General features: G+C 47.0%; 13 protein-coding genes. 1 reads left to right on the top strand and 12 read right to left on the bottom strand.

Going from position 1 to position 15760, the window contains the following annotated elements:
* Positions 1 to 527: 527 nt before the first annotated feature.
* From QFZ80_RS14245 to QFZ80_RS14210, 8 genes are all read right to left on the bottom strand, one after another.
* A complete protein-coding gene (locus QFZ80_RS14245; RefSeq protein WP_307559506.1) occupies positions 528 to 1910 on the bottom strand; it encodes a hypothetical protein in 1383 nt (460 codons plus the stop codon).
* Between the two features lie 71 nt (positions 1911 to 1981).
* Positions 1982 to 2860 (bottom strand): sugar phosphate isomerase/epimerase family protein, encoded by an 879-nt coding sequence (locus QFZ80_RS14240; RefSeq protein WP_307559504.1) that lies wholly within the window; start codon positions 2858 to 2860, stop codon positions 1982 to 1984.
* Positions 2861 to 3012: 152 nt separating this feature from the next.
* Entirely contained in the window at positions 3013 to 3843 is an 831-nt protein-coding gene (locus tag QFZ80_RS14235) for a carbohydrate ABC transporter permease (RefSeq protein WP_307546025.1), read from the bottom strand.
* A complete protein-coding gene (locus tag QFZ80_RS14230) occupies positions 3840 to 4802 on the bottom strand; it encodes a carbohydrate ABC transporter permease (RefSeq protein ID WP_307546026.1) in 963 nt (320 codons plus the stop codon). The genes QFZ80_RS14235 and QFZ80_RS14230 overlap by 4 nt, the downstream gene beginning before the upstream one ends.
* A gap of 106 nt (positions 4803 to 4908) precedes the next feature.
* Positions 4909 to 6387 carry an ABC transporter substrate-binding protein gene (locus QFZ80_RS14225; protein ID WP_307559501.1) on the bottom strand — a complete coding sequence of 493 codons (1479 nt, stop codon included), beginning with the start codon at positions 6385 to 6387 and terminating at the stop codon, positions 4909 to 4911.
* Between the two features lie 346 nt (positions 6388 to 6733).
* Positions 6734 to 7603, bottom strand: a complete 870-nt coding sequence (araC, locus tag QFZ80_RS14220; protein ID WP_307559499.1) for an arabinose operon transcriptional regulator AraC — start codon at positions 7601 to 7603, stop codon at positions 6734 to 6736.
* Positions 7604 to 7694: 91 nt separating this feature from the next.
* On the bottom strand, positions 7695 to 8399 hold the full coding sequence (locus QFZ80_RS14215; RefSeq protein WP_307559497.1) for a histidine phosphatase family protein: 705 nt from the start codon (positions 8397 to 8399) through the stop codon (positions 7695 to 7697).
* 796 nt (positions 8400 to 9195) lie between these two features.
* Positions 9196 to 9807: a TetR/AcrR family transcriptional regulator gene (locus QFZ80_RS14210; protein WP_307546030.1), complete on the bottom strand. Its 612-nt coding sequence runs from the start codon at positions 9805 to 9807 to the stop codon at positions 9196 to 9198.
* A 139-nt stretch (positions 9808 to 9946) separates the two neighbouring features.
* Between QFZ80_RS14210 and QFZ80_RS14205 the strand changes: the two genes are divergently transcribed.
* Complete coding sequence (locus tag QFZ80_RS14205; protein ID WP_307546031.1) at positions 9947 to 10888, top strand: NAD-dependent epimerase/dehydratase family protein; 942 nt, start codon at positions 9947 to 9949, stop codon at positions 10886 to 10888.
* 282 nt (positions 10889 to 11170) lie between these two features.
* On the opposite strand, the gene QFZ80_RS14200 is transcribed toward QFZ80_RS14205, so the two are convergent.
* From QFZ80_RS14200 to QFZ80_RS14185, 4 genes are all read right to left on the bottom strand, one after another.
* Positions 11171 to 12874, bottom strand: a complete 1704-nt coding sequence (locus tag QFZ80_RS14200) for a pectate lyase family protein (protein WP_307546032.1) — start codon at positions 12872 to 12874, stop codon at positions 11171 to 11173.
* Positions 12875 to 13301: 427 nt separating this feature from the next.
* Positions 13302 to 14168, bottom strand: coding sequence for a non-homologous end joining protein Ku (gene ku / locus QFZ80_RS14195; RefSeq protein WP_307559495.1), 867 nt, complete (start codon positions 14166 to 14168; stop codon positions 13302 to 13304).
* A 282-nt stretch (positions 14169 to 14450) separates the two neighbouring features.
* Complete coding sequence (locus QFZ80_RS14190; protein WP_307546034.1) at positions 14451 to 15257, bottom strand: class I SAM-dependent methyltransferase; 807 nt, start codon at positions 15255 to 15257, stop codon at positions 14451 to 14453.
* A 161-nt stretch (positions 15258 to 15418) separates the two neighbouring features.
* Positions 15419 to 15718 (bottom strand): hypothetical protein, encoded by a 300-nt coding sequence (locus QFZ80_RS14185; RefSeq protein WP_307546035.1) that lies wholly within the window; start codon positions 15716 to 15718, stop codon positions 15419 to 15421.
* Positions 15719 to 15760: the final 42 nt, after the last annotated feature.

Below are 15760 nucleotides of genomic sequence, written 5' to 3'. Positions count from 1 at the left end.
AAAAATTCAGCCGGCTACGGTTCAGGATATCTCAATTTAACTAATAACTCCCCGTTACTTCAATGAAACTAGGGAGCAAATGCCGCAGCAATTTGCTCCCTAGTTATTCCACTATCGTACTCCGTTAGTCCAATGATGTAATGTTTATCAAACTTAAAGCGGACTTGGAACGCTTTTATCTTAGTTTCCCGGTTCCTTATCATTCTGAAAATCTGCAGTCGACTACCTAAACCCGAATAAGCTTATCCAGGTTTCGTACGGTAAGAAAATTGAATCGTACCGAGGAAGCTTAATCGCAGCTGGGAGGCAATCACACTACAACCATCGCCTAATATAGATTCCTTCATCTAGAATGATCACCAATCTCCTCCACCCTGCTAAAAAAAAGCGTTCACCCGCATGAGTGGACGCCTAATTACCAGTTATCGATAAAGTACATGGCTGAGTAAAATCAAATCCATTGCTCCCTTGAATAGCAGTACCGGCAAATCCCGAAAGGGTAACATGGCCTTCCCTCGCAAGAGAGCTCAGGATCCTAACGGAATGGGGACGAGCTTCCACTGAATATTCGTGTCGGTATCAGCGGTGCCTATCAATCTAACGAGCCATTCTTCATCCGATTGCGCGTGCAGCCGGCCCTGGACGGCTTTATTTTCGATAAACTTCCACGTCGTATCCTTATCGGCCAATTTCCATTTGACGTTGTCGCTCGTCTCGGTGCCTGGCGCTTGATAAACGTCGGACCCGTCCGCTGTTGCATACAATCTCGTCCCAAATTTCATGTTCTGGATGTAATAATACCCGTCGCCTGCATCGATCAGCTGCCACCGGATATGATAGCCGCCCCACTGCGAGTCGCTAAGTGCCACGTCTCTGCCGATCGGCGTGTCGTTGTACAACCGGCGCAGGCCGTTCGTATTCCTCTTATCTCCTTCGTGCTCGATAAAATAATAGGTCGTCCCCACATCTCCGGGCTTCCAATAAGGTTCCGATTCGGTCGTCCAGTCGTTCGTGCCATCGGTCGAAAGCTTCACATCGGGTCCCTTGACGCCGTAATGCCCCGTCGTCCAATAGGGAATCTTCCGCTCTTGCAACGTATTGACGATCGTGACGGCAATGTCATGCGTACCGTTAGCGATCAAAACCTTCGAAACGCCGAGCCGATCCAGGAACTTCCCGCTGGCGGCCCACTGTTCGACGTCCTTGATCCCGTGGTGGCCGATTTTCAGAACCTGAATCCCGTCCAAATCGTCGTTTCGATCCGCTATCAAATCGGATTCGGTCAACGATTTCCCGTCGCCCATCATCAGAATGGATTTCGTCCCGTACGTGATTTTGAGCACGAGCGAAGCGTCATTGACGTTCGTATAATCGTCTCTGCCCCCGTCGATTCTCTTGGTAAGGGGTCCGATCACCTTGACGATCAGGGGTTTATCATTGTAGTTCGTGTTCATGATATAATCGTCTTCCGCGAGGTACTCGATGGTCAAGCTGCGGTTCTTGGCGGCGTTCTCCAAATTGGCGTATTCGGAGTTGGTTCGATTGATGGCCCCATGGGGATAATAAACTTTCGTGTTGTCGACCGGAAACCCGGTATAGAGGAAATCGAAGAAACCTCCTATATGATCGACATGCTGGTGGGACCCGACCAGATACTGGATCGAATCGATGCCCAGGTCGCCGAGTTTAGCCGCCAATGCTTCGCCATTCTGATTGTCTACGACCATGACTTCGCCGTTCGGGAGCTCGAAAATAAACGAATCATTTCGCCCGTCGTCATGCGACAGCATATGCACATTCAATATACCGTCTGTTTCCGATTCGGTCGAAGAAGATACGCATGCGGACTGCGCTAATAAGCCAAAGATCAGAAATAAACCAAGTATCATCCTTAACGAATGGAATTTCATAGGCTTCACCTCATCTCCCCAAAATGAAAGCCCCGAGAAAAACCCGGGGCTTTGTCCATATGTCGGCTATATTAGCCGTTCTGCAACACGAATTTTGCTGTCGTGTATGCGTATTGCAGCGCCGCGTCACGCATACCGTCCGGCAGTGTCCGCACCGAATTGTGCGCTTCATACGTGAAGTCGCCCGGGTAGCCGACTTCACGCAGCGTGGACACGACTTCCTTCCAATCGATCGTGCCCTGGTACGGCAGCAAATGCTGGTCGTAGATGCCGTTGTTGTCCTGGATGTGCAGCGTCTTCAGCCATTTGCCCAGCATGCGGATCGAAGGTGCCTGACGCAGACCCTGCCGGTGGCCGTGACCCGTATCCCAGCACGCGCCGAATAGCGGATGATCGAGCTTTGTTAGCAGCTCCGCCAGCTGTTCGGGGATCGCGCAATAGATTCTGCGGTAGAGCCCCGTTTCGCCGCCGGTCCGGTCGAAAATGTTCTCCAGCGCGATCCCGACGCTTGTCTCTTCCATAACGGGAAGCAGTTTGCGATAAAATTCGACGTTGTATTCGAGAACTTCCCGGTGCGATTCTTCCCCTCGGAGTGACAGTGGGCTCGGATGGAAGACGACCCACGGCACGTCCAGAATGCCCGCCATCCGCAGCGACCGCGACGCCATTTCGAGAAACGACTCGACATTCAGGCTCATGACCATTTCGGTAAAAGAGCCCCCATGGACAGGTCCGTGCATTTGCGTAAAGCGCACCCCGTGAGCATCGGCAGCTGCTCGGATGTTTCTCGCCCACGCCTCCTCCTCTTGCCAGGTCATTTTTGCGACAATCTCCTGATAATCCCAATAATTGAAATCCAGCGAGAGGAAGCCCGCTTCCTTGCATCTGCGAATTTGCTGCTCGATCGGATGATGGATTTCGAAAACGTTCAACGAGTTGGAAATATTCATACGTATATGCCTCCCAAATGATGTGAATGAATGTTACCGAATGTATTAAGCAAGCTGAAGGGACGTCACGAACAGGGTGCTGCCTTTTCCAAGCGAAATGGTTCTATTGCAACTCGCGTTCATCGTTTCCCCTCATGCTCAAGCTTTCTCTTCTAGCTTTTGACAGCTCCCGAAATCCCCTCGTAGAAATAACGCTGCATGAAAATGAACACAAGTATGACGGGAACGAGAGAGATCGTCGCCCCGGCGGCCATCCCGGTCCAGTCGGTGCCGTACAATTCTGTAAAGGACAGCATGCCGACCGCCAGCGTCTTCAGTCCAGGCTTCGTAATGGTCAGCACCAGCGGAGTCAGGAACGAGCTCCATGTCCAGATGAATTGCATGATCGCCGCAGTCGCGACAATAGGCATCGAGTTCGGCATCGCCACGCGCGCGAACGTCTTCACGAAACCTGCACCGTCAATGAGCGCTGACTCCTCGATTTCTTTCGGAAATCTGGAGAAAAAGGCGGCGAACAGCAGGATGAACAAGACATGCGCACCTGACGACTCCGCAAAAATCAGGCCAAGATACGAGTCCTTGATCCCCAAAAACTTGACGAGCTGGTACAGCGGAATGATCGTGTAGCCTTTCGGAATGAACTGCAGCGACACGATAAATCCGATCATCGCCGTCCGTCCCGGAAACGCCACCGTTCCGAGCGCATAGCCCGTCAGACAGCTTAATATCACCACGATCACGACGGTCGACAATGTAATGACGACAGAGTTCACGAAATACTGGGAGATGTTCGCCACATCCCATGCCCGAGAGTAGTTCTCCCACATGAACACCTCAGGGATTGGATTGATGGCAGCTTTATAAAATGTGACGTTGTCTTTCAGCGAGGACGACACCATCCACACGAACGGATAGATCCAGACAATACCGACGGCGATCAACAAGAAGTGAATGATCGCGCGTGCCGTTTTGGAGCTTGTCATGCTTCTCCTCCTCTTCCGGCGAGTTTGCTCTTCTTGCCGTCGCCTCCCGCTTTCATGCCCAGCCAACCGAAGAACAAGCTGATCAGCAACACGAACAATCCGAGATATACGCCGGCGGCCGAAGCGTAACCGACTCTAGCGCCTCCAAACTGGGTGGCAAACGCGTACTGGTAGATGAACAACTCGATTGTTTCCGTATGATGATAGGGGCCGCCGTCGGTTAACGTTTTGACCAGGTCGAAAACATGCAGGCTGCCTCCGAAGGTCAAGAGAAGAATGGTCGCCGATACCGGCTTCAGAAGCGGCAGTGTAATCTTCATCAGCATCTTCCAATAGCCCGCCCCGTCCATTTTTGCGGCTTCGTACAAATCAGCCGGAATCATTTGCAATCCCGCCAACCAGTAAATCATCACGACACCGATATGCTTCCACGAACCGACCAGAATGAGCATGATCATCGCCAGCACAGGGTCCAGCCAAAACCGGATCGGCTCGTCGATCCAGCCGAGACTTTGCAGAAACTGGTTTGCAAAGCCTTGAATCCCGAATATGTTGTTCATGATAATGCCGATGATCGACGAAACGGTCACGACCGGCAGGAAATAGAGCGTGCGGTAGATCGATCTCCCCTTCATGGAGGCGTCATTCAGCACGAGCGCCAGCAGGAACGAAACGACAATCGTCAGCGCCGTGGCAGAAACCCCGTAGATCAAGGCGTTGTAAAAGCTGTTCCAGAACATGTCGTCGCGAAGCAGCTCGGCGTAATTGGCGAAGCCCACGAAGTTGACGAGCGGCCCCAGACCGTCCCATTCGTAGAAGGAATAGACGTAGCTCATCACGATCGGATACATGGACGCAAGCAAAAAATAAAGTAACTGGGGCAATATAAAAATGTAGGCCCAAATATACTTACGGCGAAGCTGCGGATTGATTTTTGTTCGTGTATTCCCGGTCCGCATGCAATCCCTCCTGATTCTCCCGAAAAAAGAAAAACACGGCTGCCCGCAGTATCCCGGGCAGCTTAAGGTTGCGAGAAGCCGTGGCTCTTTTTTGTCTTGTTAGTCGTTACTTCTTGTAGTTTTCCCCCGGCACCCAATCCGAGAAAATAAAGTCTTCCGGCTTCACGGCACCGCCGGATCCGCCGATGGCGCGTTTCAGCGCGTTGTTGTTATCTTCGGTCAGCTTTTGGAGTGGTTTCTCTAAATCCTTGAGCTGGCCTTGGAGGTAACCGAGGAAGATCGTGCCGATGTTCTCTTTCGGCGCGTAGCCTCTGTATTGCGACATCACTTCAGTTGCGGCGGGATTCTTCTTGTAGACGGTCGGCGTCAGTCGCTTGAATTCCACCATCATTTGAGAGATTTTTTTATATTGCTCGAACCGCGGCTCTGCACCTTTAACCAGTTCGATTTTTTTGGAAGGCAGCGTTTGACCGGATTTGACCACTTCGGCATACATATTCTCGTTCAGATACTCAAGGAAGGTCTTCACTTCCGGCCAGTGCTTCGTTTCTTTCGAAACGTATAGGCTTTCACCGGAACCGCCTTCGAAATATTGAAACTGCGGACCGCCGTTTTTGGACGGGATAGGTACGACTCCCCAATCCTTGGCCGTGAAGGGTTCGGCGCCGCCTTTGTCATCCGAGCTCAGGTAATCGCCGCTCCAGTTGCCCCCGATCATGAAGGCGGCTTCGCCTGTTTTGATCAATGAGTATGCTTTACCTGTATCCGCATCGATCGTGGCGGGATGCAGCACTTTCTGGTCATAAGCCTTCTTTAAGTATTGCATCGTTTCGATATATCCCTGCGTGTTGTAGTTGTATTGACCCGTCTTGTAGTTAAATCCGGATTCCGGCGTAATCGGTGCCGAAAGCTGGTTCAGCAGGAACGTAGACAAATAGTTTGTCGCTGCGCCGAAAGCCAGCGCGTACGTTTTGCCGCCGGATTTCTTGTTGAGCTCTTTCCCGAACGTGATGAACTCGTCCCATGATTTGGGAATGTCCGCTTCCGTGTAGCCTAGACCTCCAAGTACTTTTTTGTTGTAATACATCATCAGCGCACCGTGCAGGGAAGAATACAATGGGAACGTGTAGACGGTTCCTCCGATGCTGCCGTAGCCTTCCGCGAACGTGCCGTCCGTATAATTGCCGTGGGTGTTCGCAGGGAACACCTCATTGAGGCTGTGGACTTTGCCCAGCTTGACCAGCTGCGAGATCGTATACCCGGTCGGGCGGACGAAGACGTCGGGTAATTCGTTGCCGTTGATCGCCGCCTGGAATTGTGCAACATCGCCGCCTCCTTCTGGCATATTTTCCAGCTTCACCATAATATTCGGATACTTCTGCTGGAATCCTGCGATCACGCTGTCAAACGTGGTTTTCCCCAGGCGGTTCCACATCGTGATCGTCACTTGCTGCGGCGGCGCCGCTGACCCGTCCTTCTTCGGCTCCGAGGCAGCATTTCCGGAATTTTCTTCCTTCGTGCAACCTGACAGAATAACGCCGATAAGCATGATGACCGATAACATTAAATGACCGTATTTTTTCATGACTCATGTATTCCCCCTCGTAATTCGAAATGGTTCAACCGTTGTACATTTGATTGCATTCCAATAAGGCGTTTACATGGTAAGGAACTTGAATAACCCTCCTCGCATGTTTCACTGGAAAATCAATCTGCATGCCTGATTGATATAGGTTCATTGTAACAACGAGATATGAGTCAAGTAAGTGACGAATCCGCTATTAACCTGTACGATTCTGCTGACTCTTACGGCTTTGTAAACGGATGGTAAAAAGCGTGTTAAATCGCTGTAAACATAGGAATATTGCGCACAAATAAAAAATCATTCAGGCTGAAGCCTGAATGATTTTTCTTGTTACACATCGATTCGGCTATGCTAACGAGCTCTCTTTCATCCCTTCCAACTTGTTCTGTTTCCGGTACATGCCGGGGCTTGTGCCATAGAATGACATGAACTTCCGGGTAAAGAATGCCGGCGAATTGAAGCCGACTTCCGTGCATATATCCAGAATCGATTTATTCGTGGATAGAAGGAGCCTAGCCGCCTGCTTCAGCCGATGCTTCTGGAGGATGTCCGTGATCGAGCGGCCGACCTGCTCCTTGAACAAATGCGTCAATCTCGACGGGGACAAGCATACCATTTGGGCAAGGTCGTTCAGCTGGATTTGCTGCGCGTAATTTTGCATCAGAAATTGAACGACTTCCTGAATCCGCGGATCCAGCACAGCTTGCTCTTTCTCCCTCTGATGCTTGGAGAGCAGCAATATGATTTCTTCTAGGGCATTCACGGCCAATTCTTCCGACATTGGTCCGCCAGACTGGTTGTGATGCAGCAATCGTTCGAAAGCTTTGTGCACATTGTCCCGGACAGAGGACTCGTCCAGCCGCAAATAGAGAACGCCACCCACATTCTCGGTGAAGGACAGCCAACTGTAGAAGCTCGGCCGCGGCGTGAAATGACACCACATTTTCTCCCATATGCTGTTTTCAGCGGTGTAAAATTCCTGCGGCGTTCCGGGAGCGATCAGTACGACGTCGCCGTACTTGCATTCGTACGCATGGGAAGCGCTTTCGACAATACCAGTGCCGGAAACGGTGTACATGATCAGCCAGTCCCGCGTTCCTTTGGGACGATGACAGAAGTAACCGTGCTCCTTACGGTAGAATTCCGTCGCAAGAACGCCCGGAGGCCGGTTTTTGGGAGTTACGAAATTTGCGGGATAATAAGGTTTTCCGCTCAAAGTCCTCATCCTTTCCTTACCGTTATGAAAGAGTTATTATCAGCGGTTGTTTTTATTATAACGCAAGTTTCTTAAGTTTTGCTTTAAAGAATCAGTAAAAATTCGCAATGATGCCTTGCCTGCTGACCGGCAGTTTGGTGTCATAAAGGTGGGAAACGTCACCGATGCCCAGGCAGCGGGGTACCGCCCACTGCTCGGAACGGGTATCCATTAGAATCGTCGTCACCGAGCTAGGCGCCAGCCAAAATCCAGACCACAGCAGCGGAAGCGGCATTTCCAGCAGGTGTGCAAGCCATGCGAGGGCAAAACCCATATGGCAGAAAACAGCAATTTTGCGCTCGTTCGGCTTCAGAATACGGTACCGCCCTCCTTCCCTGCGGAAACCCATTTCCTCCATAAAGCGGTCCGAATGGGACCGGATTTCTGCGAAACCCTGGCGGATGGCCGGGTTAGAGAAAGGCTCAGCCTCATGAAAATTGTCGCTCGTCAACAGCGGCATCCGGCCGCGTATAATTTCTCCATCCACATTCCAGGCCGGGATAGGGCGGCCCTTAGTATCGAGCGTTTGCCAGTTCTGAATCTCGGCCAACCAGTCTTGCGTTTCGAACGGTAAGCCTATCAATTCTCGGGTATAGTTCATCGTGTGCTGAGCTCTCTGCAAGGGAGAGCAGTAGATGCTGTCGATGTTTTCCCGGAGCATCCGCTGTGCCAGCGCTTTTGCCTCCAGGTGCCCACGAGGAGTGATAGTGTCGTTCTCGTAGTCCGGATCGGCGTGCCTAATGATGTAAATGCGCATGAGTACAACTCCTTCAATGATAACGAAGTAAATCGTTTTGTTTGTTCGGATGGGACGGCATCGATGTATCAAATTCCCAACTGATGAGAGCTGCGGTAGCATCCATCTCTTCCATAGTCTGGACAAGCGACTGGTCGCGGACGTTTTTCAGGTGAAAGCGGAAAGTACTGACAGGCCGCTCAGTTCCTCCCGAGAAGTCCTCATGCTCATGATCGACTTGACTTTGTCGATTTGAATGTCATAGCCGACAGCCTGCCTGCTGATGATGGCGCCCAGATTGCCCGGACGGTACTCCACCTGTATCTTAACCTCGCGATAGCGGCGATTGTGCAGAGTCCGACCGCGCTACTACCCATATCGAAGCTGCGATCGTGAGGCTCGAGATGTTCGAGCCGTTCCTCAGAATGGCGCCCGCGTCCCAAAAGCCAATCAGATCAAACCGTCGAGTACTGCCGCAAGCTCAATACGGAGAGGAACTCCCATCGGTAATGAGCCATATATCGTTCATCGATGCAGTCCCCCTGCCTGAAATTATATAGGACCTGGTCGGGGCGATGTAACGTCGATGCGGCTGTGAGATCTTCACAATTCCGCTAATTTTTCTTCGCGGGGTTGCGCAGAGAAACTTCTCCTTCAGCGTTATGGTATATATATGCGAAATGTAAAGGGCGCCCTACTGGACGCCCTTTGTTTTCTGATTTAAAAACGCTATCACTGCTGATTTTCGAAATTTCGCTCTAAATATGATACGGTTCAGCGCGCTGTCTAGGGGTCTGGATTTAATCCGCAAACTCCCTTATTCTCCATTAATGAAATCACTGAGTATTCCATTTTGCTTTGCTTTAACCATTTCGATGATGAATTTGATGGCGATCACAAGAGGTTCCGTTGAACCTTTTGCGCGGCATAGAATAAGTGCCCCTTCGACTGCACTGAGCAAAAATACAGAAAGCTCGTAGGCAGTATCCTTTTCGAAATTAAATTGAACAAGGAAGCCAGTGATGTCCTCGAGCCAACTTTCATATGCTTGCCGACAAACCTTTTGTAAAGCCGGAGAATCCGGAACTGATTCCAATGTCACTGTTGTTATCGGACAGCCCCGTAAATAATCCGATTCTTCTAAATCTTGAATAAAATGAGATGCCAGACGACGGATCCATTCTTCAACCGTATGACAATTGCTAGCTGCTATTTCAATTTGTTTACGAACCAATGATGTGGATTGTTTTATGGCTTCGATGGCGAGTTCTTCTTTACCACCTGGAAACAAAAAATACACCGATCCGCGCGGAGCACCACTCTCCTCAACAATTTGCGATAAACCTGTCCCCTGATAGCCCTGTTGTTGAAATAATCGGGATGCTGTCTCGATTAACCGATCACGCGAATCCGTCTTTGGTTTAGGCATATTTGTTCCCCCCTTGACCAATAACTATACTAATTGTTATAGTTATACCGAATGGTATAGTTTCCTTTTAGAATTATTATAGCACTTATCTCAATAAAGGTTAAATATGATGAGCTATGAATAGAGGAGTGTTGGAATCGTGAACATATTTGTAACTGGAGGATCTGGATTTGTTGGCAAAAATCTGATACGCCGACTCGTTTCTGAGGGTCATAATGTATGGGGACTGGCCAGATCCAAAAAAAGTGTTCAGTTACTTGAAGAGCTGCAAGTCCAGGTTGTACATGGTTCTTTGGAAGATATACCAACATGGAGCCAAGCATTGCAAGGAATAGATGTCGTCGTACACTGCGCTTCCATTATTGAAGTATGGGGAGAGTGGAATACCTTTTATACCTTGGTGACAAAAGCTACAGAGAATCTCTTGCTGGCAGCTGACAAACAACATGTGGGACGCTTCATCTACATCAGCTCGGAATCTGTTATGCAAGATCGCAAGCCGCTGCTAGGTGTCGATGAGACCACTATTTGTCCCAAGAAACCAAATTCTTTTTATGGTCAATCCAAACTTCTGGCTGAAAAGACCATACTTGCCTATACAGGTAATATACATTGTGTCATTCTTCGCCCAACCTTTATCTATGGACCCGGCGATTCCTTCTCAGATATGCTTCAAAACATGGTTGCGAGCAACAAATTCACATGGGTTGATCACGGCAAAACCCTGATCGAACGTGTCCACGTTGATAATGTGGTGGAAGCTATTCACTTAGCTCTGCAAAATGGGAAAGATAAAGGCATCTATCTTATAACGGATGGTCACGCAATTACGGCTCGGCAATTATTTACGCAAAGAGCAGAAAAAATGGGGATAACTTTACCACAGAAAAATATTCCTGGAGCACTCGCCAGTGCTTTCGCTTACTTGACCGAATTTATTTGGCGACTTTTTCATATAAAAACAGCACCTCCTCTTACCCGCTTTGAAGTCGCGTTTGTATCGATGCCAAGGCAATATCGAATTAATAAAGCAATACAAGAATTGGAGTATCAGCCACTTAAAACTAGCGACCATTGTTGAAACATAACTCAACTTTTGCAGCTTTAATCTTTGATCAAACCCTTGATGTAGCTGGGCAAACCGATCCACTCGCGGAGATGACTAAATACAGGACTCTCCTGTTTTGTCTTGGCTTTGGCCACCTATAGGAAAATTTCATCATTTACTACAACGTAGTTTGGTAATCCAAGTCAGTTCAGAGCAAAGGATATTTGTTCTTATCTTGCGAAAAAGACAAGAACTTACATCCTTAAAATAAAAAAAACCGCCAATTTATTTGACGGCCACTCCATTTTTTTGGGTTCAGTGGTTCTTGTTGTAACTTTCTGCTTTAATAGTCGAATATGCATCCATATAGTTTGTTTTTAACCAGTCAGCAGCACTGAAATCAACTTTTTTTGATATCCCAGCGTATTTTACTACTGTTGGTACAACACTGTTTAGTGGAACGGTTTTATACGCATAAGGCAATTGCTCATTGTAATCATAGGTGAAAGTAAAAGGTGTGCTTGGCGGGTTCGTTTTACTCATATTTTCTACCCCGACGATATGTGAAGACCAAGCCCATTTCCCGATTGTTGATTTGTCATACCAAGTGATTCCCTTGGTAAACAAATTATCACCATTATTATCCCAGCTGCTTCCTATATAAGATCCGCTGCTATTTGTTACTTTTGAATTTACAATTAAACTATGGTTGATCGCATCTTTAAATAACTCATTAAAAGGTGCACTCATATTTCCAATATCGTCACCTTGACGCTCTGCACCTATCAGCGGTTCATTAAAAGCATTATAAACATTTGTATCTGCTGCAATCGAAGCACCATTTCTTGCATTCACTCCACGTGATAATGTATCTCCGCCATATTTTGAGATAGCATATACACTATCCATTACATTCTGATGCGTCGAATTATCAAAATAATTATTAAATACATGGCCAGCTCCTTGACGAATCATTGGCAAACGTTGTCCAACATTCGTATAACGATTGTACGCCATAGTCAATCTAACTCTTTGATTTCCATCTTTGACCTCGACTCCAGTAGGACTAATATAGTTCGTATAATCCTTATCGCCGGAGCCTACCAAATGAACTTTAGAGTGATAGGCTGCATAAGCCATAATCTGATTTTTGGTAGCGCCTTCGTTACGCATTTTATAGTAAACGCTGGTTGATGGGTCCAATGCACCTGCTGCATACTTTTGCTCCATATATTCGATTGACTGATAAATAGAACTGCTCTCATCTGGATCTTCAGTTGCTTCTAATCCGAATTCATTCCAAGTAAACGATACATTGGATGAACCGTTTTCCATGTCAATCATTCCATCTGCCGCTATAGAAAACTTACAGTGGTCTATCCATACATTGTTAGCGCCATTCACCTTGATAAATGACCAACCTACCTCTTTATGCTTCCCCGAGTCGTCCCATTGCCACATTTCATCAAAATTGAGATTTCTAATGACAATATCGTTAGATGAACCCTGCAGTTTTATTTCCGCATGCCTAATAGTCTTGCCTGATGTTGAGAAGATGGTTAACCCATCTACATTTGAAATGCTTAATTTAGATATTCCAGAAGCGATTAACAATGGATTCGTGAATCCATTCGATGGTTTCGAATAATTTGTAATGAAACTATACTTTGATTTTTCAGTTGAATCTAGAGCTAATTCAGTCCATCCTAAGTTAATATTATCCGTAACTTCAATTACTTTAACAGTACCTTTACTCGCATCCAGAATGGCCTGTAAAAACTCTCTTCCATTACTAACTGTACGATAATAAGATGTTCCCACATAACTACTTCTATCATTTACTCCTAAAGAAGCATAACCAGGTACGGATAAAAAGCTAGTATCATAGCTCCTTTCAACCTTAGTCGTATTAGGTATTGAAGTAATCACTGCTGCCTCTACTTTACTACCTGCAACAATATAAGATGAAGTCATCAATAGACTTCCCATCACCAAACTACTTAAGACTTTTTTCATCATAATAAAATCCCTCCTTCAATTAGTAACTACACCCCGCAATCCCATTATCTATCACCTATTTCATTGTCGATTCCCCCTCTTATAAAAGCGCTTCCAATCTTCCCAATAACGATTCCTGATAATACCCGAAAAGATAAATCGATTAAGCGGAGTTATGTGCATCGTTGGGAAAAAAGGTAATAATTACTCGGATTATAGCATGGCGCATAGTATGATTCTATGGGGGGAAGCGCTCATCCTGTACATCAATCAGGTCATGTTTTAGAGGTTCATCAAGGAAATGGTGTTTGCATGCAAATTCCCTCCTAGGTTCGATTCTTTGTCTTCTCCACTGAATTAAAAAACCGCCCCAATGGCGGATTCCGAACCCTTATGATGTTTTTGCCTTGTTGCTTTTGTGAGTTCCCTTTCTCTTGGAGCCCACTAATTATCTCAGCCGTCTCGGTATTGCTGTTGAAGTGGTTGTATGAGCTCCATTCGGAAGCATCGATGCTGTAGGAAAAACAACAGGAGGAGTATCAGGAACCATCACAGCTGGTTGGCGGTGAGCCGCTAAGCTTTGTTGAAGTGCTTCCATCAGGTCAATGACTGGGGAAATTCGAGGCTGCTCAATCGCCCTGTTTTGAATCTTGGCTTGAATGAGCTGTTGGAGTGCAGCTTCATAGTTGCTTCGATAATCGTTTCGGAAAACCCCGCTGATTTGGTTGATTAATTGCACGGCCATTTGAAGCTCGGACTCGGTAAACTGCCCATCCCCTTCGAGTCCAGGCACTTCTCTCACTGCTCGTATTTCCGTTGGATAATAAATGAGATTCAGCACAAGACAATTGCGATACAATCTTAGGACGGCCAAATGCTCACTTGTTCGAAAGGAGATCTTAGCTACTGCGACCATTCCCGTTTGCCTCAAAGCAGCATGAAGAAGTTTATACGATCTGCCACCGAATTCAGCCGGTCCCAAGTAATATGCATTTTCGTAATAAATCGGATCTATGCTATCCTGGTCCGTAAAGTGAAGAATTTCAATCGTCCTTAACGAAGGAAGTGGTAACTTGTCCATGTCTTCGTCCGTCATCGTAATGTAATTCCCTGGAGTATACTCGTAGCCTCGTATGATCTCTTGCTGCTGAACCTCGCGGTGACATGAGGGACACCATTTTTTGTACTGTACGGGCTGCTGACAAGATGCATGCAAGCTACGAAAACTTGTCTTTTGTTCTTCCGACGCTTTATACATGCTAACCGGAATATTCACCAACCCAAAGCTGATTGTGCCTCGCCACATTGCCCGCATATTCAGTCTCCATTTCCATTTTTCCTTACATTTCCCTTAAGTAAGCAATATTAACCAAAGCTCGCGACAGCAGCCAGCTGGAGCAAATACTGATCGCGCTTTTTCGGATACGATATGCAAGTGAAATTCATGGGAAAACAAAAAAAGCCCCCACCAGGCAAACGCTTGACTTTATCAGGGTCATGCCCTTTAACTAAATATGCTCGAACTTCTTCACTCACCCTTACCATAGGGTGAAATCCTGCGAATTCACTTAACGATAAAAAGCCATTATCTCCATTGTCAATCTTTTCGACGGGCGACATGGAGAACAGCGCCCCAGTGGCGGCGAACCGACTTTTCTTGGCGACTATTAAGGCGAACTCGGATTTCGTTGAAGAGTTTTTCACGTTTCCATTCTTTCATAAGTATGTGTCCGGAGAAGGTTTCGAAGAGTTTAATGTACTCGTCAACATGATAAATGCGCTCCCAATCAAAATGTCGTATGTGAACAACCTCAAAAAGGCCGCTTTTCTCAATCTCATCTCTTTGCACGTGAAGTTCCCCTGGTCGCGGCCAATCGTTATTGTCTACCGATTTAACTTCGCCGATCTCATAGTAAACGGTTTGAATTTCACGGAAGAATGGGTCTCCACCGTCTGGAAAAACGTGATCTGCGTTCCAAAATGCCAGGTGTCCGCCGGGACGAAGGATCTCCCATGCCTTCATGTACCGAACTTCGGGATCAACCCAATTCCAAGCGGTTGCAGCGAATACCAGATCAAACCCATTCTCCACTTCCGGTTGCCAGTCTTCGAAGATCCCGTTGATTATGTCAATATCCATTCCGACAAGGTTTTGACGGGCAACTGCAGCGAGTTCAGCGCCAAGTTCAATGCACGTGATATTAAATCCACGCTTGGCTAACGGAAGAGTAGCCTTTCCTGTAGCACAACCCACTTCCAACAAACGATCACCAGGATTCAAATTTGTCGCATAGATTAAATCATCGAACAATTCTTCCGGGTAATCCGGACGTGCCTGCTGATAAATATTCGCGGCTTGTTCAAATGACTCGCGTAATTTTTTATTTTCATTCTTCGAGTTCATAATACCTCCTTATACTCAAGCTCATTTTAGATAACTTTGGGTTTCCAGATATAAAGTGATTCTGCGTTGTGTTGTATCCTGCACGTTAGCTGAGAAAGCTGCCGTTCTATTCTGTCGGAATCCTTCTCCTGATGTCTATTGAGCTATAGTTCCTCGGTAGTTTAATGAACAGTTCCTAAAAATGATACAAACATTTCTTTCTTCTGATGAAATTCAGGGGAATCAGAAGGTAACAAACCACATGCATACTCTATAACCACTTTCCGACCGAACAGAACTTTTTCTGAGGTTTTAACACCACAATCTTTGCAGTTGAAACCACATCCATCCGATACGTTTTTCCATTGTCCCTTAAACGTGTTTATAGCTCTGTGTTCCGCAAAGTTTACAGTTACCCATGGTGCTAATATAATTCCTGAAACGATAAAAATAAGGACTACACTAAAAACTATTTTTTTCATGTTTCCCCCTACATTGTCTTACCGTGCTTTTCATTTATTTGT

Origin of the sequence: Paenibacillus sp. V4I7, from assembly GCF_030817275.1 — a bacterium.
GTDB lineage: Bacteria > Bacillota > Bacilli > Paenibacillales > NBRC-103111 > Paenibacillus_E.
This window is presented reverse-complemented; position numbering and strand designations above follow the sequence as displayed.